Consider the following 18,868-nt stretch of genomic DNA (forward strand, 5'->3'; position numbering starts at 1 on the left):
ATGAAGAAAACAATTGTCTTTAAATGCGGGGGAAGTGTCATCCGCGAGCTGTCGGAGGAATTTTTTCAAAATCTGAAAGAACTGACGGCGTCAGGCTGGAAACTGGCGATCGTACATGGCGGCGGCCCGGAAATCACAAATATGCTGAAGCGGTTAAATATCAAAACAGAGTTTTCGGGCGGACAGCGGAAAACAACGAAGCCTGTGCTGGAAGTGGCGGAAATGGTTTTATCCGGTTCTGTCAATAAATTTTTCGTTGCAGAGCTTGCCAAACACGGACTGCGAGCCGCAGGCATTTCTGGTAAGGACGGCGGTCTTTTGGAGGCTGATTATCTCGATTCGAAAGCATACGGAGAAGTCGGAGAAATCAAAAAAGTCGATGCGTCCATGGTGAACGCGCTGATGGAAAAGGACATCATCCCCGTTATTGCGCCGCTGTCTATGACAAGCGACTGCAAAACGCTGAATGTAAATGCCGATCTGGCTGCCTCAGCAGTTGCCGGAGCACTTGAAGCCGATAAGCTAATGTTCGTCACAGATGTTGATGGAATCATGAAGGAAAAGCAGCGTCTGGACGTCCTGACCTCTGAAGAGATTCAGACGCTAATCGAGCAGGAAGTGATCACAGGAGGGATGATCCCGAAGGTCAATTCAGCCTTGTCAGCTTTATCAGATCAGGTATCTGAAGTCATGATCGTAAACGGAAAAGGATCATTCTTCGCAGAACAAACCTTTCAAGGGACAAAAATCGTCAAAGCAAAGGAGGCTGTTTCATGAGCAGCTTGTTTCAAACCTACGGCCGCTGGGATATTGACATTAAAAAAGCAAAGGGAACGCATGTTGAGGATCAGAACGGCAAAACGTACCTCGATTTCATTCAGGGGATTGCGGTATCAAATCTAGGCCACTGCCATGAGGCGGTGACAGAGGCAGTCAAAAAACAGCTCGATAACGTATGGCACGTATCCAACCTATTTCAGAACAGTCTTCAAGAGCAAGCGGCACAGAAGCTGGCGGAACACAGTGCGGGTGATCTCGTCTTTTTCTGCAACAGCGGTGCGGAGGCGAATGAAGGTGCGATAAAGCTCGCCCGAAAAGCAACTGGAAAAACAAAAATCATCACTTTTCTTCAGTCTTTCCACGGCCGCACGTATGCAGGGATGGCGGCGACCGGACAGGATAAAATCAAAACAGGCTTCGGCCCGATGCTTGAAGGCTTTCACTACCTGCCATACAACGATCCTTCTGTTTTTGAAGCTCTTAGGGAGGAAGACGATATTGCCGCGGTGATGCTTGAAACAGTGCAGGGAGAAGGCGGAGTCAATCCGGCGAGCGCTGAATTTTTAACAGCCGTTCAGTCATTTTGCAAGGAAAAAGAGGCCCTTCTGATTGTTGATGAGATTCAAACCGGCATCGGACGGACGGGAAAGGGCTTCGCATATGAGCACTTCGGACTCTCACCGGATATCATCACAGCCGCAAAAGGATTGGGAAACGGCTTTCCAGTCGGCGCTGTCATCGGAAAAAAACAGCTTGGAGAAGCGTTTACCCCTGGTTCTCACGGAACGACTTTCGGAGGGAATATGCTGGCGATGGCTGCTGTGAATGCCACATTGCAAATTGTATTCGAGCCTGACTTTTTGCAAGAGGCTGCTGACAAAGGAGCGTTTTTAAAAGAACAGCTTGAGGCTGAGCTAAAAAGCCCTTTTGTTAAACAAGTCCGCGGTAAAGGATTAATGCTTGGAATTGAGTGTGATGGCCCGGTTGCTGGCATTATTGCAGAATTGCAGACATTAGGCTTGCTTGTATTGCCGGCCGGCCCGAAAGTGATTCGTCTGCTGCCGCCGCTCACCGTGACTAAGGATGAAATAGCAGAAGCTGTCAGCAAGCTGAAACAGGCAATCGCTCAGCATACCGCTGTAAACCAGTGATTTTTTTTTTTCGATATAAAGGTATAAAAATTCATTTTTATAATTAATTATTCATCAAGAGGTGGGCTGTTAGATGGAAGGTTATTTAGTGTTAGAAGATGGGACATCGTTTAGCGGCGAGCTGGACGGTCGTGAAAACTGCACGGGAGAAGCTGTTTTTTTCACAGGTATGACAGGCTACCAGGAAGTGCTGACAGATCCATCATATAAAGGGCAGATTATCGTATTTACCTATCCGCTGATTGGCAACTACGGCATTAATGAAAAGGATTTTGAAAGCAAGAAACCGCAAGTAAAAGCCGTGGTTGTCTATGAGGCGTGTGATCATTTTTCTCATCATGAAGCGGTATACAGCCTCAAGGAGTATCTACAGAAATGGAATATTCCGCTGTTGACCCATGTTGATACAAGGGCTGTCGTGAAAAAAATCCGGGTAAATGGAACGATGGGTGCGACAGTCACAGCCTCTAAAGAAGGAGCTGAGATTGCCCTCCAACCAGAGAATGTGGCAGAGCAGGCTTCCGCACAGGAAATCAGCACATTTGGCGACGGGAATAAACATATCGTTCTCATTGATTTTGGCTATAAAAAGTCAATCGCATCATCACTTGTCAAACGGGGCTGCAAGGTCACCGTGGTGCCGTATCAGCAAATGGAAGCTGTATACAATATAAAGCCGGACGGTATTGTGCTATCGAACGGCCCTGGAGATCCGAAAGCCATTCATCCATATCTAGGGAAAATCAAAAGCATCATCAGCCGCTTTCCGACTCTTGGCATTTGTCTCGGACATCAGCTGATCGCGCTCGCATTCGGAGGGAATACATTCAAGCTGCCATTCGGACACAGGGGAGCAAATCATCCGGTCATCGACCGTGAAACGAAACGGGTCTTTATGACAAGCCAAAACCACAGCTATGTGGTTGACGAACAGTCGATTAATGAAAAAGAGCTCACGATCAGATTTCATCATGTCAATGATACGTCAGTTGAAGGGCTTGCCCATAAAAAACTGCCAGTCATGAGTGTTCAATTCCATCCGGAAGCCCATCCCGGACCGGCGGAAAGCGAATGGATTTTTGATGATTATCTAAAGAATGTGATACCAGCAAGGAGAGAAATCGCGCATGCCTAAAGACACCAGTATTTCAAGCATATTAGTAATCGGATCAGGCCCGATCATCATCGGGCAGGCGGCAGAATTTGATTATTCAGGCACTCAAGGGTGCATCGCGCTGAAGGAGGAGGGCTACCGGGTAATTCTCGTCAACAGCAATCCGGCGACAATTATGACCGATGAAGCCTTCGCTGATGAGATTTATTTTGAGCCTCTGACAGCAGAAAGCCTGACAGCCATCATTAAGAAAGAACAGCCTGATGGGCTTCTTGCCAATTTAGGCGGTCAGACCGCGTTGAATTTAGCAGTGGAGCTTGAAGAAACGGGTGTTTTAAAGGAGCACGGCGTCAAGCTTCTCGGCACATCCGTTGAAACGATACAAAAAGGAGAAGACCGGGAAAAATTCCGTTCGTTAATGAATGAATTGAACCAGCCCGTGCCAGAGAGTGAAATTGTTGATAATGAAACCGACGCCATCCGGTTTGCGGAATCCATCGGTTTTCCCGTTATTATCAGACCTGCTTACACATTAGGCGGAAAGGGCGGAGGAATCGCCCCTGATAAAGAAGCCTTTACAGCTATGATTAAACAGGCGCTATTAGCAAGTCCGATCAATCAATGCCTTGTCGAGAAAAGCATTGCGGGCTTTAAAGAAATTGAATATGAAGTCATGCGTGACGGCAATAACACATGCATTACCGTCTGCAACATGGAAAATATCGATCCGGTCGGCGTGCATACAGGTGACTCTATTGTTGTGGCGCCTTCACAAACATTGACAGATGAAGACTATCAAATGCTGCGGACGGCTAGTCTGACCATCATTTCAGCACTTGATGTCGTAGGCGGCTGCAATATTCAATTCGCGCTTGATCCTTTCAGCAAGCAATATTATGTGATCGAAGTGAATCCGCGTGTCAGCCGGTCATCGGCTCTCGCATCTAAAGCGACCGGTTATCCGATTGCAAAGATGGCTGCTAAACTGGCAGTCGGATACACACTTGACGAGCTGAAAAATCCGCTCACAGGTTCAACTTACGCAAGCTTTGAACCGGCACTGGACTATGTGATCGTCAAATTTCCGCGCTGGCCGTTTGATAAATTCAAAAACGCAGACCGCAAGCTTGGCACAAAAATGAAAGCCACCGGTGAAGTGATGGCGATTGAACGGAATTTAGAAGCGGCGATACAGAAGGCAGCCGCGTCCCTTGAATTAAAAAATATCGGCACACACCTTCCAGAGCTCAGCGGCTTGTCAATTGATGCGCTATGGGAGTTGGCAGTTATTCCGGATGACCGCAGATTTTTCGTTGTCATGGAGCTGTTGAGCCGCAGCGTCTCGATTGATGACATTCATGCGAAAACAAAAATTGATCCGTTTTTCCTGCATACCTTTAACAACATCATCAAATTGGAAAACCGCCTGATGGAAGAGGGCGGCGATCTCTCTTTTGACTTATTGAAAAAAGCGAAGGAAAAGGGATTCTCAGACGCAACGATTGCCTCATTGATTGGCAAAACAGAGGAAGAGGTGCGCGCGCTTCGCAAGGAGATGGGCATTACACCTTCCTTCAAAATTGTCGATACATGCGCGGCTGAGTTTGATGCGAAAACAAACTATTTTTACTCCACATATTTCGGAGAGACCGATGGAGATATCAGCCGCAAAGAGAAAAAACGAGCGCTGATTATCGGATCAGGCCCGATTCGGATCGGCCAAGGCGTTGAATTTGATTACAGTGCGGTTCACGGCGTGCTGACACTGCAAGAGCTTGGGTTCGAAACCATCATGATTAACAATAACCCGGAAACGGTCAGCACAGATTATGAAATTGCGGATCGCCTGTATTTTGAACCCATGACAACGGAGCATATTGTAAACGTGGCGGAGCAGGAAAAGATTGATTTTGCAATCGTGCAATTCGGCGGCCAAACTTCAATCAATGCTGCTGAAGCACTTGAAAAAGCCGGCATTACCCTTCTCGGCACTTCGTTTGAAACGCTCGATGTGTTAGAGGATCGTGATCAGTTTTATCAGCTTCTTGATGAACTAGGATTGAAGCACGCAAAAGGAGAAATTGCCTATACAAAAGAAGAAGCCGCTTCAAAAGCCAGTGAGATTGGCTATCCGGTGTTAATTCGTCCATCTTACGTTATCGGCGGAATGGGCATGATCATTGTTGACTCGCAAGACCAGCTTTCTCAGCTGCTGAATGATGAGGACAGCATGCCATATCCGATTTTAATTGATCAGTATGTGTCTGGAAAAGAAGTCGAAATTGATTTGATTTCCGACGGCGAGGATGTCTTTATCCCGACATATACCGAGCATATTGAACGGGCGGGTGTCCATTCGGGAGACAGCTTTGCCATCCTTCCGGGACCATCAATCACAAGCGGGCTGCAGCAGGGCATGAAAGAGGCCGCACAAAAAATTGCCCGAAAACTTTCATTTAAAGGCATCATGAACATCCAATTTGTGATCGACAATGGAAACATACTCGTGCTTGAAGTGAATCCGAGAGCGAGCCGCACGGTTCCGGTCGTCAGCAAAGTAATGGGCGTGCCGATGATTCCGCTTGCCACACGTTTGCTGGCGGGTGCGTCCTTAAAAGATCTAAACCCGGCCGTTCAAAATCATCATGGAGTTGCCGTGAAGTTCCCTGTTTTTTCTTCTCATGCGATACAGGATGTGGATGTGAAGCTTGGACCGGAAATGAAATCAACGGGAGAAGGCATGTGTGTCGCATATGATGCCGACAGCGCCTTGAAAAAAATCTATACACGTGTCTGGAATCAAAAAGGAAGCATATACTTGCAAAACGGTCCGGAAGATGTGAAGGAATTAGCGGAAAACGCCGGTTTCACCGTTCATGAAGGGACATTTGCCTCTTGGATGGAACAGACAGGAAAATCGCTCCACATCAATCTGAGCGGTTCTGAAGAAGCGCGCAAAGAACGTCTGGAAGCCATGACGCACGGCATCACCGTCTTTACAGAAGAAGAAACCGTGCGGGCGTTTTTACAAAGCGGTTCAGGCCATCCGCAGCCTGTATCTCTCAAAGATCTCTATAAAAAGGAAGTGGCATCATGCACACAATGACGCAAACCAGTTTATACGGAAAAGATTTATTAACGTTAAAAGATCTTAGTGAACAGGATATAAACGCCTTGCTTGCAGAAGCCGGTGAGCTGAAGCAAAACAAAATCCAGCCTATTTTCCATGGGAAAACCTTGGCGATGATTTTTGAAAAATCATCAACGCGGACCCGTGTTTCATTTGAAGCGGGCATGGCGCAGCTGGGCGGGAACGCCCTCTTCCTAAGCCAGAAAGATCTGCAGCTGGGCCGCGGTGAGACTGTCGCTGATACGGCAAAAGTGCTGTCAGGCTATGTGGATGCCATCATGATCCGGACCTTTGAACATGAAAAGGTGGAGGAGCTTGCCAAAGAAGCTGACATTCCGGTAATCAATGGACTGACGGATAAATATCACCCATGCCAGGCGCTCGCGGATCTCTTGACGATTAAGGAGATAAAAGGAAAGCTTAAAGGCGTAAAAGTCGCATACATCGGTGACGGAAATAACGTGGCGCACTCCTTGATGATCGGCTGCGCGAAAATGGGCTGTGATATCTCAATCGCTTCGCCAAAGGGATATGAAGTGTTAGATGAAGCAGCTGAAGCGGCAAAAACATATGCGCTTCAATCCGGCTCTTCCATCACGCTGACAGATGATCCGATTGAAGCGGTAAAAGACGCGGACGTGATTTATTCTGATGTGTTTACTAGCATGGGACAGGAAGCGGAAGAGCAAGAACGTCTTGCTGTCTTTGCGCCTTATCAGGTGAATGCGGCGCTGGTCAGCCATGCCAAGCCTGACTATACATTTTTACATTGTCTCCCTGCGCATCGCGAGGAAGAAGTGACTGCGGAGATTATTGACGGGCCGAATTCTGCAGTGTTCCAGCAGGCGGAAAATCGTCTTCATGTGCAAAAAGCACTGTTGAAGGCCATTTTATACAATGGGGAATCATCAAAAAACTGCTGAGTCAACCTCAGCAGTTTTTTTGATGGCAACATATTCACAGCCGCTTAGGCGCATACTACAGCAAAAAGGAAAAGGAGGAAAAACTGTGGGACAGCAGCATCAATTCCGGCCCGGACAGAAAGCGCCGAATAACGGTGTCTACGTAGAGATCGGCGAGACAGGGAGCATGGTGAAAAACCCTCAAAAGGTCCATCTGTCAGCAGGGGAAATGTTCCCCGAAACATCAAATCACAACCGGCTGTGGACATACAAAAGAAAGCCGTGACCACTAAAAAACCCAAAACAATCAATGTTTTGGGTTTTTGGCTTCTTAATGCTGGCTTGCATTTTTGTTCATAGGCATGATTTCTGCTAAAACCATGATTAAGACATACAGTACAACAGCAATGACAGATGATGTTTTGAAATTATACGTAACGCTGTTCATGCTTGCAACCAAGTAGCATGCCATATGTGATAAAAGGAACGTCCAAATAAAGGCAATAATATATCGCACGTTTCCACCTCGTCCTTCTCATTCTATTCTAAAAGCTATCATACCATACAAAAAGCGAAGGGGGAATCCAATTTTAGCAGAAAGTGAGGTGACAAAAGAGTCTGATTCGTCACACTTTAATGGTAAAATATAAAAAACGTCAATCAGTGTAATAGCCAAAAATGTAAAAGCTAGGACTTTACCTTATTCGTTTCTTTTCTATTTACATAAGATAGCGTGAGATGAAGTGTGAAAGGAGGCGGGCAAGCGATGGGAATAACGGAAAGATACTTTCAACTGGGAACGGAGCATAATGTCATTCATCTGCCCTATCGCCCGAACGGCTTCGGCATCTTTATCTTGGGGGACAGAACCCACTTTGTCGGGGAAGATTCAAGCTTTTGGCTGCAGCATTACGGCAGAAATCAGCTTCTGAATATGTTGAGGAATGAAGGATATACTCTTTTTAACAGCAATCTGTTCGGAAGGCATTGGGGGGCGGAAAAAGCAGTCACCTATGCTAAACAGCTGATCCATTCCGTGATGAAGCAGGAAATCCTCAATCCGAAGATTCATATTTTAGCAGAAGGCATGGGTGCTCTCGTGGCCGATGAACTGCTTCGTTTTTCCCCGGATCATATCCGCTCAGCCGCAATGTTGAATCCTTGTCTCGATCTTCAGGCACATTATGAATCAGAAAAAGAAAATAAATTTTTCTATAAGCAATTTATGAAAGAAGTATCGAAAAGCTACGGAATTTCTGAAAAAGAAGCGGAAGCGCTTCGTTACAAAACCATTCAAAGCTATCCGAGCGGCGTTCCGGTTCATATATGGCAGCGTATGACCGGAGCTCCATATCCCTACAGCGTACATGCGGAAGCTTTCAAGGAAAAACAGCAAAAGCAAGGCTCACCGGTCGACATGACATTTCATTTATTTGAGCATCCGAGCAGAATTTATGCATCAATCTGCAAATTCTTTCATAGTCATGAAAAAGAATTATAGAGAATATAATGACAACAGCCTTCTCTTTTGCGGAGGCTGTTTTGTTTTGGGAAATGAAAAACCGGAAGGGCGGCAGATGCAATGGAATCAACGCTGATTGTAGGTGCGGACGAATTTTTCGGCCTTTCATTATGTGAACGAATGATGGATGAAGGCATACATGTTGACGTTATTCTGGCGGAAACAGAAGATAAAATGAGACAAATGTACTTAGAAGAAAGACTCATGTGGCTTGGGAGAAATGAACTCTTTCGCCAGCTTGAACGCATTGGAGATCAAAAGTATGATACAATTTGTATCCAGTTTGGAGTTTCTTTGCCTTTGGAGCAATATGATTCTTCTTATATTTTAGTATATGAACAAGACCGGAAAGAATGGGAGAAGCGTGAAAAAACAGGCTCGGAAAAAGCCGTATTCCTTCCGAAAATGTATGGGCCATGGAAAGAAGAAACAGAGGAGGAAGGCTATTACACAGACGATGTGGCTGACGAGTTGCTGAAATTCCTGTTAGAACAAGGCCGTCATAGCAAAGATCAGTTTTTTGAATTACAAGTATCAGAAAAAACCTCAAAAGAAGAAGCAAAAACAAAAATTATCGAGTGGAAAAGACAATTTTCATCAATTTTCGACAAATATTAAGAAAAACCTTCCATGTTTCGAGTTTTCTAGATACAATAAACGTATAAAACAATACATGTTATAGCTTGTCAAAAGGAGTTGAACATGACTTGATCACAAGGCTTGTCATGATCTTTTCTGTCCTCCTTTTATTGAGTGGATGTGGACAAACTCCGTTCAAAGGAAAAATTGAGAAGGTCGGCATGCTCTTTCCTGATACGATTAATGACCTCGTATGGGGCACAAAAGGGTATAAAGGATTACTGAATATACAATCCAAATACAATGTGGACGTCTACTATAAAGAAGGCGTTAAAACAGAAGAAGATATCATAAATGCGATTGAGGATTTTCATAAGAGGGGCGTCAATCTGCTCTACGGCCATGGGAGTGAATATGCAGAGGTGTTTAACTTGGTCGGCGAAGATTATCCAGATATGGAATTCGTCATTTCCAATGCGAAAGCGAAAGCTGACAATGTGACGAGTGTCCATTTTAGCGGGGAAGCAATGGGCTTTTTTGGAGGAATGACTGCTGCCCATATGTCGAAAACGAATCAGGTCGGTGTCATTGCTTCCTTTACGTGGCAGCCTGAGGTTGACGGTTTTATCAAAGGAGCCAAGTATGAAAATCCAGATATAGAAGTAAACACGAAATATACGGATCATTGGGATGATGATACGACAGCAGTAAAGCTTTATCAGAAAATGAAGAACGAAGGCGCGGATGTTGTGTATCCTGCTGGAGACGGGTATAATGTTCCTGTTATTCAGCAAATCAAAAAAGACGGGCTTTATGCCATCGGCTACGTTACAGATCAATCGGACCTGGGCGAGAATACCGTATTAACCAGCACGGTGCAAAATGTGGACAAGGCCTATGAAATCATTGCTGAGCAATTCAACAAAGGCACCCTTGAAGGCGGCGATCATTACTACGACCTGAATACGGGAGTAGTCGAGATGGGAACATTCAGCCCGCTCGTCGATGAAGACTTTCAGCAAAGAATCGCCAAGCTGATCAAAACGTACAACAAAACAGGCGATCTGCCAAAAAACGAGTAATGGAGTGACGTCACATGCAGCACGAAAAATCACTTGAATTCTTGCAAATTGCCATGAAATACCTCCCTGAAGCGAAAGAACAGCTTGAAAAATCAGGCATTGAGCTGTCAATGGAGGCCATACAGCCGTTTATGAATCTATTTACAACGGTAATGGCGGAAGCTTACGAGCTTGGCAAGTCTGATGCTAAATCTGAAACCGAATAAAAAGAAGCCACTTTTGCGAAAGTGGCTTTTCACATGATTTTCTTTTTAATCGCGGTGATCATGGGCGCAATCTCCTTTAGAGCGGGCTTGATTTGATCAAGAGAGTTCATAATTGAACCGATTTGGTCCATAATTTGCATGTAATGAATCGTCTCTTCGTCGTTGGTCTGAGAAACCTCCTCTTGCTGTTCCTCCTTCTCTTCTGTTGGTTTTGCGGAATCGCCGAACATCATTTTTGAAAATACATCCAACTGCATACGCCTCCTTTCTATATACAATACTCTATGAGTAAGTTGAACTGATAGTTTAGACGAATATATTGCCATGCGAAAAAAAATAGGATAGAATTAGTACCTGATACTAATAATTGATCACAACCTGATTGATCTTCTAAATTTAAGATATAAAGGAGTCTTCCCTTATGAAAGCTGGAATACTTGGTGTTGGACGTTACATTCCTGAGAAGGTTTTAACAAATCATGATCTTGAAAAAATGGTTGAAACTTCTGACGAGTGGATTCGTACAAGAACTGGAATAGAAGAAAGAAGAATTGCCGCAGATGATGTGTATTCATCACATATGGCTGTTGCAGCAGCGAAACATGCGCTGGAACAAGCTGAAGTGGCTGCTGAGGATTTGGATATGATCCTGGTTGCAACTGTTACACCTGATCAGTCATTTCCTACGGTCTCTTGTATGATTCAAGAACAGCTCGGCGCTAAAAAAGCGTGTGCTATGGATATTAGCGCCGCTTGTGCGGGCTTTATGTACGGCGTTGTAACCGGAAAACAATTTATTGAATCCGGAACCTACAAACATGTTCTAGTTGTCGGTGTAGAGAAGCTCTCAAGCATTACAGACTGGGAAGACCGCAATACTGCCGTTCTGTTTGGAGATGGGGCAGGCGCGGCGGTAGTCGGACCAGTCAGCGATGACAGAGGAATCCTTTCATTTGAGCTAGGAGCCGACGGTACAGGCGGTCAGCACTTGTATCTGAATGAAAAACGACATACAATCATGAATGGACGAGAAGTTTTCAAATTTGCAGTCCGCCAAATGGGAGAATCATGCGTAAATGTCATTGAAAAAGCTGGACTTTCAAAAGAGGATGTCGACTTTTTGATTCCGCATCAGGCGAACATCCGCATCATGGAAGCTGCACGCGAGCGTTTAGAGCTTCCTGTCGAAAAGATGTCTAAAACCGTTCATAAATATGGAAATACTTCTGCCGCATCCATTCCGATCTCTCTTGTAGAAGAATTGGAAGCCGGTAAAATCAAAGACGGCGATGTGGTCGTTATGGTAGGGTTCGGCGGAGGACTAACATGGGGCGCCATTGCAATCCGCTGGGGCCGATAAAAAAAGGTGAGGTGCACACAAGATGACTAAAAAAAGAGTAGTTGTTACAGGACTTGGAGCATTATCTCCGCTTGGCAACGACGTCGATACAAGTTGGAATAACGCAATCAACGGTGTGTCCGGAATCGGTCCGATCACTCGTGTTGATGCTGAAGAATATCCGGCAAAAGTAGCCGCTGAATTAAAAGACTTCAATGTTGAAGATTATATGGATAAAAAAGAAGCCAGAAAAATGGACCGCTTTACACAATATGCGGTTGTAGCTGCGAAAATGGCAGTTGAAGACGCAGATCTTAACATTACGGATGAGATCGCGCCGAGAGTCGGTGTTTGGGTAGGCTCCGGTATCGGAGGACTTGAAACACTAGAATCTCAATTTGAAATCTTCCTAACAAAAGGCCCGAGACGGGTAAGCCCGTTTTTCGTGCCAATGATGATTCCTGACATGGCGACAGGCCAGATTTCTATTGCGCTAGGAGCGAAAGGAGTCAATTCTTGTACGGTTACAGCATGTGCTACAGGAACGAACTCTATCGGTGACGCGTTTAAAGTCATTCAGCGCGGTGATGCAGATGTGATGGTCACAGGCGGAACAGAAGCGCCGCTGACAAGAATGTCATTCGCGGGCTTCAGTGCCAACAAAGCACTGTCTACTAATCCAGATCCGAAAACAGCGAGCCGCCCGTTCGATAAAAACCGTGATGGCTTTGTCATGGGTGAAGGTGCAGGGATTATCGTTCTTGAAGAGCTTGAGCATGCCCTGGCCCGCGGTGCTAAAATCTACGGAGAAATTGTCGGCTACGGCTCAACAGGAGACGCTTATCATATCACAGCGCCGGCCCAAGATGGTGAAGGCGGAGCGAGAGCGATGCAAGAAGCTATTAAAGATGCGGGCATTGCGCCACAAGAAATTGATTATATCAATGCTCACGGAACAAGCACGTATTACAACGACAAATATGAAACAATGGCGATTAAAACCGTTTTCGGCGAGCATGCGCATAAACTTGCGGTAAGCTCTACAAAATCAATGACAGGCCACCTTTTAGGTGCAGCTGGCGGTATTGAAGCCATTTTCTCTATCCTTGCCATTAAAGAAGGCGTGATCCCGCCGACAATCAATATTCAAACACCTGACGAAGAATGCGATTTGGATTATGTGCCTGATGAAGCTCGCAGACAGGAGCTCAATTATGTTCTCAGCAACTCATTAGGATTCGGCGGGCACAATGCGACATTAATCTTTAAGAAATATCAATCATAATCAAGCCAAACCGGCTGCCCTTAGAGGGTAGCCGGTTTTTTTTGTGTGCATAGATTAAAAGAGGAGGCGATCACATGAGTGTAGAACAAACATATAGCTGGCTCAGGAAGGCTGCTTCAATAGATGATTTGGCACCTTACATTATCCCGCTTTTTTCAGGTACGGGGAAAAAGAACTGGAAGGGCATTTTGGGGCATCTTCAGCATCATGGGATGTTTAAAAACATGACAGAGGGTATTCAGACTGCTTCCAAGCTGAAGGAAAAAGGTTTTTACGAGCATATCCAAAAGGAAGAACAGTATCTTAAAAACAAATGGCAAGGTCCTGATGTACCAATTGTTCCGCTGCCGGTTGATGAACGAAATAGGAGAATTCGTTTAGAATTTGGATCAAAATCAGGACTCGCGTTTCAAGACAAAATGTTCCTCTTTCTTTCGTCAGATTTAGATTTTGGATCAGTATCTGCCCTGATGACGCATGAGTATCATCATGTTTGCCGGTTAGGTCATCTCACAAAAGAGGAAAAGGATGTCACATTACTTGATACAATCATCATGGAAGGGCTGGCGGAATATGCTGTTTATGAGAGGTTCGGCCGAAGTCAAACGGCTGAATGGACGACTTGGTATACCCCAGAGCAGCTTCAGGCTTTATATGAAAAAAAGATTGCGCCCCATCAGGATATCAAACGGGATGATCGATTATTTCCCCAGCTGTTATTCGGCAAAGGATATCAGCCGAAAATGCTTGGATACGCAGTTGGATTCAATATTGTAAAAAAGTATTTAACTGCCAACAAGGCAAGCACTGCAGACGGACTTTCCATTCCTGCTGAAACCTTTTTGGATGCAATGCTTTAAAAGGATAAAATAATGGAATTTCGTTAATAATATTACATTTATCCTAAAAAATTCTTGATTTTGCAAAATGATTGTAATAATATACAACTATAAAATTTTTCGATAATTCAATATTATTTATTATTTCTGAATAAAGGGATTGCTTTCTCTTGAAAACGATTGACCACAAGAGGGGGGAAAGGGGAGCTAGCATGAGCACACTATTAGAAGTGAATAATTTAAAGACTTATTTTTTCCGGAAAAAGGAGCCGATCCCTGCGGTTGACGGAGTCGATTTTCACATCAGCAAAGGTGAGACCGTCGCGCTTGTAGGTGAATCGGGCTCCGGAAAAAGCATTACTTCCTTATCAATTATGGGCCTCGTCCAAAGCTCAGGCGGAAAAATCATGGACGGCTCTATTAAACTCGAAGACAAAGACCTCACCTCATTCACTGAAAACGATTATTGCAAAATCCGCGGAAACGAAGTATCCATGATCTTTCAAGAACCAATGACCTCCCTTAATCCGGTGTTAACAATCGGAGAACAAATTACCGAAGTGCTGATTTACCATAAAAACATGAAGAAAAAAGAAGCCTGTCAGCGAGCTGTTGAACTCTTGCAGATGGTCGGTTTCTCCCGGGCGGAGCAAATAATGAAGGAGTACCCGCATCGGCTGTCAGGCGGTATGAGACAGAGGGTGATGATTGCCATCGCACTAAGCTGTAATCCTAAATTGCTCATTGCCGATGAACCCACGACAGCGCTGGATGTGACAATACAAGCCCAGGTGCTGGAGCTCATGAAAGATCTCTGCCAGAAGTTCAACACATCGATTCTTCTGATCACACACGACTTAGGTGTCGTGTCCGAAGCGGCTGATAGAGTGATTGTCATGTACTGCGGACAAGTCGTAGAAAACGCCACTGTTGATGACTTATTTTTAGAACCGCTTCATCCTTATACAGAAGGCCTGCTTACGTCAATTCCTGTTATAGATGGAGAGATTGATAAATTAAATGCGATTAAAGGCAGCGTGCCTACACCTGATAATCTGCCGCCGGGGTGCCGTTTTGCCCCAAGGTGTCCGAAAGCTATGGATAAGTGCTGGACAAATCAGCCTTCGCTTTTGACACACAAAAGCGGAAGAACGGTGAGATGCTTTTTATATGAGGAAGAGGGTGCAGAACAATCATGACAGCAGTTAATCAAGAAACAATCTTAGAGCTTCGTGACGTAAAAAAATACTTTCCGATCCGCTCAGGCCTTTTTCAAAGAAAAGTCGGTGATGTAAAAGCGGTGGATGGTGTGTCATTTTCGTTAAAAAAAGGAGAGACACTCGGAATCGTTGGAGAGTCGGGCTGCGGAAAATCGACTGCCGGCAGAACGATGATCAGACTGTACAAACCAACAGAAGGCCAAATTCTTTTTAAAGGGCAGGATATTTCCAATCTGTCAGAGGAGAAGCTGCGGAAGAGTGTCCGCAAAAATATTCAAATGGTGTTCCAAGATCCATTTGCCTCGTTAAACCCGAGAAAGACGCTGCGGTCTATCATAAAGGAGCCGTTTAATACGCACAACATGTATACGATGCGTGAACGAAACGAGAAAGTCGAAGAGCTGCTTGCGAGAGTTGGCCTTCACCCATCGTTTGCCGGACGTTATCCCCATGAGTTTTCCGGCGGCCAGCGTCAGCGGATCGGCATTGCCAGAGCACTCACTTTAAATCCAGAGCTGATCATTGCTGATGAGCCGGTTTCCGCACTTGATGTATCCATTCAGGCCCAAGTGATTAACTTGATGGAGGAATTACAGGAGGAATTTGATCTTACGTATCTATTTATCTCCCATGATCTAAGTGTCGTCCGCCATATCAGCGACAGAGTCGGAGTGATGTATCTTGGCAAAATGATGGAGCTGACCGGCAAGCATGAGCTCTATGACAACCCGCTTCACCCATATACCCAAGCGCTTTTATCCTCCGTTCCGGTTACAAGAAAAAAAGGATCTGTCAGACGTGAACGCATTGTCCTGAAGGGAGAGCTGCCAAGTCCGGCCAACCCGCCAAAAGGCTGCGTATTCCACACAAGATGCCCTGTTGCAAAACCGATATGCAAGGAACAAATACCAGAATTTAAAGAAGCTGCTCCCAGCCACTTTGTGGCTTGTCACCTTTACAGCTAATGTTGCCCGCACAGCTTTGAGAGGGGGTATGCATACTACATAAACAACAGCTGAGAAGAACGAACATTTTAAAAGGGGGAATATCTAATGAAAAGACGGAAAACCGCACTGATGATGCTAAGTGTATTGATGGTCCTGGCCATCTTTTTATCAGCCTGCTCGGGCTCAAAATCGAGCAGCAGCAGTGAGAAAAAATCAGCAGGCAAACCTCAGCGAGGCGGGGATTTGGTTGTAGGGTCAATCGGAGAACCCACACTTTTTAACTCTCTGTATTCTACGGATGACGCAAGTACGGATATTGAAAATATGCTGTACAGCTTTTTAACGAAAACGGATGAAAAACTAAATGTGAAATTGTCACTCGCTGAAAGTATTAAAGAATTAGACGGCGGCCTTGCATATGATGTGAAAATTAAAAAAGGCGTTAAGTTTCATGACGGAAAAGAACTGACTGCAGACGACGTCGTATTTACGTACAGTGTCCCTTTAAGCAAAGATTACAAGGGAGAACGCGGTTCAACATATGAAATGCTGAAATCCGTAGAAAAAAAAGGCGATTACGAAGTCTTGTTTAAGCTGAAATATAAAGACGGTAATTTCTACAACAATGCGTTAGACAGCACAGCTATTCTGCCGAAACATATTCTCGGTAATGTTCCGATTGCCGATTTAGAAGAAAATGAGTTTAACAGAAAGAAACCAATCGGTTCAGGACCATTTAAGTTTAAGGAATGGAAGCAGGGCCAATATATTAAGCTCGAAGCGAATGATGATTACTTTGAAGGAAGACCGTATTTAGATACTGTGACGTATAAAGTCATTCCTGACGCAAATGCTGCCGTTGCTCAGCTGCAGGCAGGCGATATTAATTTCTTTAATGTGCCCGCCACTGACTACAAAACGGCTGAAAAATTCAACAACCTAAAAATCGTTACTGATTTGGCATTAAGTTATGTGTACATCGGGTGGAATGAAAAAAATGAATTATTCAAGGATAAAAAGGTTCGTCAAGCGCTGACAACCGCTCTTGACCGCGAGTCAATCGTCAGCCAAGTATTAGATGGAGACGGCGAAGTAGCTTACATTCCGGAAAGCCCTTTATCTTGGAACTATCCTAAAGATATAGATGTTCCGAAATTTGAGTACAACGAGAAAAAAGCGAAACAGATGCTTGCAGAAGCCGGCTGGAAAGATACGAACGGTGACGGCATTCTGGATAAAGACGGAAAGAAATTCTCGTTTACCCTTAAAACGAACCAAGGAAACAAAGTCCGTGAAGACATCGCTGTCGTCGTTCAGGAACAGCTGAAAAAAATCGGCATTGAAGTGAAAACCCAGATCGTTGAATGGAGCGCTCTCGTTGAACAAATGAATCCTCCGAATTGGGATTTTGATGCAATGGTCATGGGATGGAGTTTATCCACATTCCCGGATCAATATGATATCTTCCATTCAAGCCAGATTAAAAAGGGTTTGAACTACGTTTGGTATAAAAATGCCGAAGCGGATAAACTCATGAAAGATGCAAAATCAATCAGTGACAGAAAGCAGTATTCAAAAGAATATGAGCAGATCTATCAAAAAATTGCGGAAGATCAGCCGTATACGTTCTTGTATTATCCTAACAACCATATGGCAATGCCGGAAAATCTTGAAGGATACAAATATCATCCGAAACGTGATTTGTATAATATTGAAAAATGGTGGCTTGCAAAATAAATTTCCCTTAAAGGGGAGGGAGAGTGTTTTCTCCCTCTTCTGTTTTTATAATAAGGAAAGTAAAGGGGGACAAGTATATGGCTGCATATATTATCAGAAGAACCTTAATGTCTATCCCGATTTTATTGGGAATTACGATTTTATCATTTGTTATCATGAAAGCCGCGCCCGGAGATCCGATGACATTAATGATGGACCCGAAAATCAGCCAGGCTGACAGAGAACAGTTTATTGAAAAATACGGTCTGAATGATCCTCAGTACGTTCAATATTTAAAGTGGCTAGGCAACATGGTGCAGGGTGATTTCGGAACGTCTATTGTCAGAAAAGGAACGCCTGTTTCAGAATTGATTATGGCAAGACTGCCCAATACGCTCCTGCTGATGCTGGTTTCAACGATTTTGGCTCTTATGATTTCTATTCCGTTCGGTGTCCTGTCGGCAAAGCGGCCGTATTCAAAAATCGACTATGGCATTACATTTACCTCGTTTATAGGTCTGGCTATTCCAAACTTTTGGTTTGGATTAATTTTGATTATGGTGTTATCGGTAAATCTCGGCTGGTTTCCAACCGGGGGTGTCGAGACGCTGAATACCGAATTCAATATATTTGACCGGATTCATCATTTAATTCTGCCTGCATTCGTTCTAGCTACAGCTGACATGGCTGGACTGACGAGATACACGAGATCCAATATGCTTGATGTATTAAATCAAGATTATATTCGCACAGCGAGAGCAAAAGGATTTAAAGAGAACAGAGTGCTATTTAAACATGGATTGAGGAATGCATTATTACCCGTCATTACAATTTTCGGTTTGATGATTCCTTCATTTATCGGCGGATCTGTCGTTGTCGAACAAATTTTCACTTGGCCGGGATTAGGAAAGCTGTTTGTCGATTCAGCATTCCAGCGCGATTATCCGGTTATCATGGCAATGACTGTGATCTCGGCGGTTCTTGTCGTTGTGGGAAACCTCATTGCAGACATCCTTTACGCGATTGTTGATCCGCGGATCGAATATTAAAAGGAGG

General features: G+C 44.6%; 19 protein-coding genes. 17 read left to right on the top strand and 2 right to left on the bottom strand.

The window, feature by feature from the left end:
* The 6 genes from argB to MY9_RS06265 all read left to right on the top strand — a co-directional run bounded on the left by argB (position 1) and on the right by MY9_RS06265 (position 7,363).
* Positions 1 to 777 carry an acetylglutamate kinase gene (gene argB, locus MY9_RS06240; protein ID WP_014663510.1) on the top strand — a complete coding sequence of 259 codons (777 nt, stop codon included), beginning with the start codon at positions 1 to 3 and terminating at the stop codon, positions 775 to 777.
* Positions 774 to 1,931, top strand: a complete 1,158-nt coding sequence (locus MY9_RS06245) for an acetylornithine transaminase (protein WP_014663511.1) — start codon at positions 774 to 776, stop codon at positions 1,929 to 1,931. Before argB ends, MY9_RS06245 begins: the two co-directional genes overlap by 4 nt.
* 73 nt (positions 1,932 to 2,004) lie before the next feature.
* Positions 2,005 to 3,066, top strand: a complete 1,062-nt coding sequence (locus MY9_RS06250) for a carbamoyl phosphate synthase small subunit (RefSeq protein ID WP_014663512.1) — start codon at positions 2,005 to 2,007, stop codon at positions 3,064 to 3,066.
* Positions 3,059 to 6,151, top strand: a complete 3,093-nt coding sequence (locus tag MY9_RS06255; RefSeq protein ID WP_014663513.1) for a carbamoyl phosphate synthase large subunit — start codon at positions 3,059 to 3,061, stop codon at positions 6,149 to 6,151. Before MY9_RS06250 ends, MY9_RS06255 begins: the two co-directional genes overlap by 8 nt.
* Positions 6,139 to 7,098 (top strand): ornithine carbamoyltransferase, encoded by a 960-nt coding sequence (gene argF / locus MY9_RS06260; protein ID WP_014663514.1) that lies wholly within the window; start codon positions 6,139 to 6,141, stop codon positions 7,096 to 7,098. Before MY9_RS06255 ends, argF begins: the two co-directional genes overlap by 13 nt.
* A gap of 85 nt (positions 7,099 to 7,183) precedes the next feature.
* On the top strand, positions 7,184 to 7,363 hold the full coding sequence (locus tag MY9_RS06265) for a YjzC family protein (protein WP_003245356.1): 180 nt from the start codon (positions 7,184 to 7,186) through the stop codon (positions 7,361 to 7,363).
* Between the two features lie 45 nt (positions 7,364 to 7,408).
* Here MY9_RS06265 and MY9_RS06270 read toward each other — a convergent pair whose 3' ends face one another.
* Positions 7,409 to 7,594: a YjzD family protein gene (locus MY9_RS06270; RefSeq protein ID WP_003245236.1), complete on the bottom strand. Its 186-nt coding sequence runs from the start codon at positions 7,592 to 7,594 to the stop codon at positions 7,409 to 7,411.
* Between the two features lie 249 nt (positions 7,595 to 7,843).
* Between MY9_RS06270 and MY9_RS06275 the strand changes: the two genes are divergently transcribed.
* The 4 genes from MY9_RS06275 (at position 7,844) to comZ (ending at position 10,466) form a co-directional block, all read left to right on the top strand.
* A complete protein-coding gene (locus MY9_RS06275) occupies positions 7,844 to 8,578 on the top strand; it encodes a hypothetical protein (RefSeq protein WP_014663515.1) in 735 nt (244 codons plus the stop codon).
* An 81-nt stretch (positions 8,579 to 8,659) separates the two neighbouring features.
* Positions 8,660 to 9,217, top strand: coding sequence for a hypothetical protein (locus tag MY9_RS06280; protein WP_014663516.1), 558 nt, complete (start codon positions 8,660 to 8,662; stop codon positions 9,215 to 9,217).
* 89 nt (positions 9,218 to 9,306) lie between these two features.
* Positions 9,307 to 10,260, top strand: coding sequence for a transcriptional regulator Med (gene med, locus MY9_RS06285; protein ID WP_014663517.1), 954 nt, complete (start codon positions 9,307 to 9,309; stop codon positions 10,258 to 10,260).
* 14 nt (positions 10,261 to 10,274) lie between these two features.
* Positions 10,275 to 10,466, top strand: coding sequence for a ComG operon transcriptional repressor ComZ (comZ, locus tag MY9_RS06290; protein WP_003224559.1), 192 nt, complete (start codon positions 10,275 to 10,277; stop codon positions 10,464 to 10,466).
* 29 nt (positions 10,467 to 10,495) lie between these two features.
* Here comZ and MY9_RS06295 read toward each other — a convergent pair whose 3' ends face one another.
* The gene (locus tag MY9_RS06295; RefSeq protein WP_081483608.1) at positions 10,496 to 10,723 is read right to left on the bottom strand and encodes a hypothetical protein; all 228 of its coding nucleotides are present in this window, start codon (positions 10,721 to 10,723) and stop codon (positions 10,496 to 10,498) included.
* Positions 10,724 to 10,887: 164 nt separating this feature from the next.
* Between MY9_RS06295 and fabH the strand changes: the two genes are divergently transcribed.
* The 7 genes from fabH to appB all read left to right on the top strand — a co-directional run bounded on the left by fabH (position 10,888) and on the right by appB (position 18,861).
* A complete protein-coding gene (gene fabH / locus MY9_RS06300) occupies positions 10,888 to 11,826 on the top strand; it encodes a beta-ketoacyl-ACP synthase III (protein WP_014663519.1) in 939 nt (312 codons plus the stop codon).
* A 22-nt stretch (positions 11,827 to 11,848) separates the two neighbouring features.
* A complete protein-coding gene (gene fabF / locus MY9_RS06305) occupies positions 11,849 to 13,090 on the top strand; it encodes a beta-ketoacyl-ACP synthase II (RefSeq protein WP_014663520.1) in 1,242 nt (413 codons plus the stop codon).
* A 74-nt stretch (positions 13,091 to 13,164) separates the two neighbouring features.
* Entirely contained in the window at positions 13,165 to 13,950 is a 786-nt protein-coding gene (locus tag MY9_RS06310; RefSeq protein WP_014663521.1) for a DUF2268 domain-containing protein, read from the top strand.
* A gap of 191 nt (positions 13,951 to 14,141) precedes the next feature.
* Positions 14,142 to 15,128, top strand: a complete 987-nt coding sequence (gene appD, locus MY9_RS06315) for an oligopeptide ABC transporter ATP-binding protein AppD (protein ID WP_014663522.1) — start codon at positions 14,142 to 14,144, stop codon at positions 15,126 to 15,128.
* Positions 15,125 to 16,114: an oligopeptide ABC transporter ATP-binding protein AppF gene (gene appF / locus MY9_RS06320; RefSeq protein ID WP_014663523.1), complete on the top strand. Its 990-nt coding sequence runs from the start codon at positions 15,125 to 15,127 to the stop codon at positions 16,112 to 16,114. The genes appD and appF overlap by 4 nt, the downstream gene beginning before the upstream one ends.
* Before the next feature lie 87 nt (positions 16,115 to 16,201).
* On the top strand, positions 16,202 to 17,833 hold the full coding sequence (locus MY9_RS06325) for a peptide-binding protein (protein ID WP_014663524.1): 1,632 nt from the start codon (positions 16,202 to 16,204) through the stop codon (positions 17,831 to 17,833).
* A gap of 77 nt (positions 17,834 to 17,910) precedes the next feature.
* Positions 17,911 to 18,861 (top strand): oligopeptide ABC transporter permease AppB, encoded by a 951-nt coding sequence (gene appB, locus MY9_RS06330; RefSeq protein WP_003245828.1) that lies wholly within the window; start codon positions 17,911 to 17,913, stop codon positions 18,859 to 18,861.
* Positions 18,862 to 18,868 lie beyond the last annotated feature (7 nt).

Source organism: Bacillus sp. JS, from assembly GCF_000259365.1.
GTDB classification, from domain to species: Bacteria; Bacillota; Bacilli; order Bacillales; family Bacillaceae; genus Bacillus; species Bacillus stercoris.

What these genes read in the sequence shown, in the direction of transcription:
- argB (WP_014663510.1), top strand. Translation starts at nt 1, where the DNA reads ATGAAGAAAACAATTGTCTTTAAATGCGGGGGAAGTGTCATCCGCGAG.
- MY9_RS06245 (WP_014663511.1), top strand. Translation starts at nt 774, where the DNA reads ATGAGCAGCTTGTTTCAAACCTACGGCCGCTGGGATATTGACATTAAA.
- MY9_RS06250 (WP_014663512.1), top strand. Translation starts at nt 2,005, where the DNA reads ATGGAAGGTTATTTAGTGTTAGAAGATGGGACATCGTTTAGCGGCGAG.
- MY9_RS06255 (WP_014663513.1), top strand. Translation starts at nt 3,059, where the DNA reads ATGCCTAAAGACACCAGTATTTCAAGCATATTAGTAATCGGATCAGGC.
- argF (WP_014663514.1), top strand. Translation starts at nt 6,139, where the DNA reads ATGCACACAATGACGCAAACCAGTTTATACGGAAAAGATTTATTAACG.
- MY9_RS06275 (WP_014663515.1), top strand. Translation starts at nt 7,844, where the DNA reads ATGGGAATAACGGAAAGATACTTTCAACTGGGAACGGAGCATAATGTC.
- MY9_RS06280 (WP_014663516.1), top strand. Translation starts at nt 8,660, where the DNA reads ATGGAATCAACGCTGATTGTAGGTGCGGACGAATTTTTCGGCCTTTCA.
- comZ (WP_003224559.1), top strand. Translation starts at nt 10,275, where the DNA reads ATGCAGCACGAAAAATCACTTGAATTCTTGCAAATTGCCATGAAATAC.
- MY9_RS06295 (WP_081483608.1), bottom strand. Translation starts at nt 10,723, where the DNA reads ATGCAGTTGGATGTATTTTCAAAAATGATGTTCGGCGATTCCGCAAAA.
- fabH (WP_014663519.1), top strand. Translation starts at nt 10,888, where the DNA reads ATGAAAGCTGGAATACTTGGTGTTGGACGTTACATTCCTGAGAAGGTT.
- fabF (WP_014663520.1), top strand. Translation starts at nt 11,849, where the DNA reads ATGACTAAAAAAAGAGTAGTTGTTACAGGACTTGGAGCATTATCTCCG.
- MY9_RS06310 (WP_014663521.1), top strand. Translation starts at nt 13,165, where the DNA reads ATGAGTGTAGAACAAACATATAGCTGGCTCAGGAAGGCTGCTTCAATA.
- appD (WP_014663522.1), top strand. Translation starts at nt 14,142, where the DNA reads ATGAGCACACTATTAGAAGTGAATAATTTAAAGACTTATTTTTTCCGG.
- appF (WP_014663523.1), top strand. Translation starts at nt 15,125, where the DNA reads ATGACAGCAGTTAATCAAGAAACAATCTTAGAGCTTCGTGACGTAAAA.
- MY9_RS06325 (WP_014663524.1), top strand. Translation starts at nt 16,202, where the DNA reads ATGAAAAGACGGAAAACCGCACTGATGATGCTAAGTGTATTGATGGTC.
- appB (WP_003245828.1), top strand. Translation starts at nt 17,911, where the DNA reads ATGGCTGCATATATTATCAGAAGAACCTTAATGTCTATCCCGATTTTA.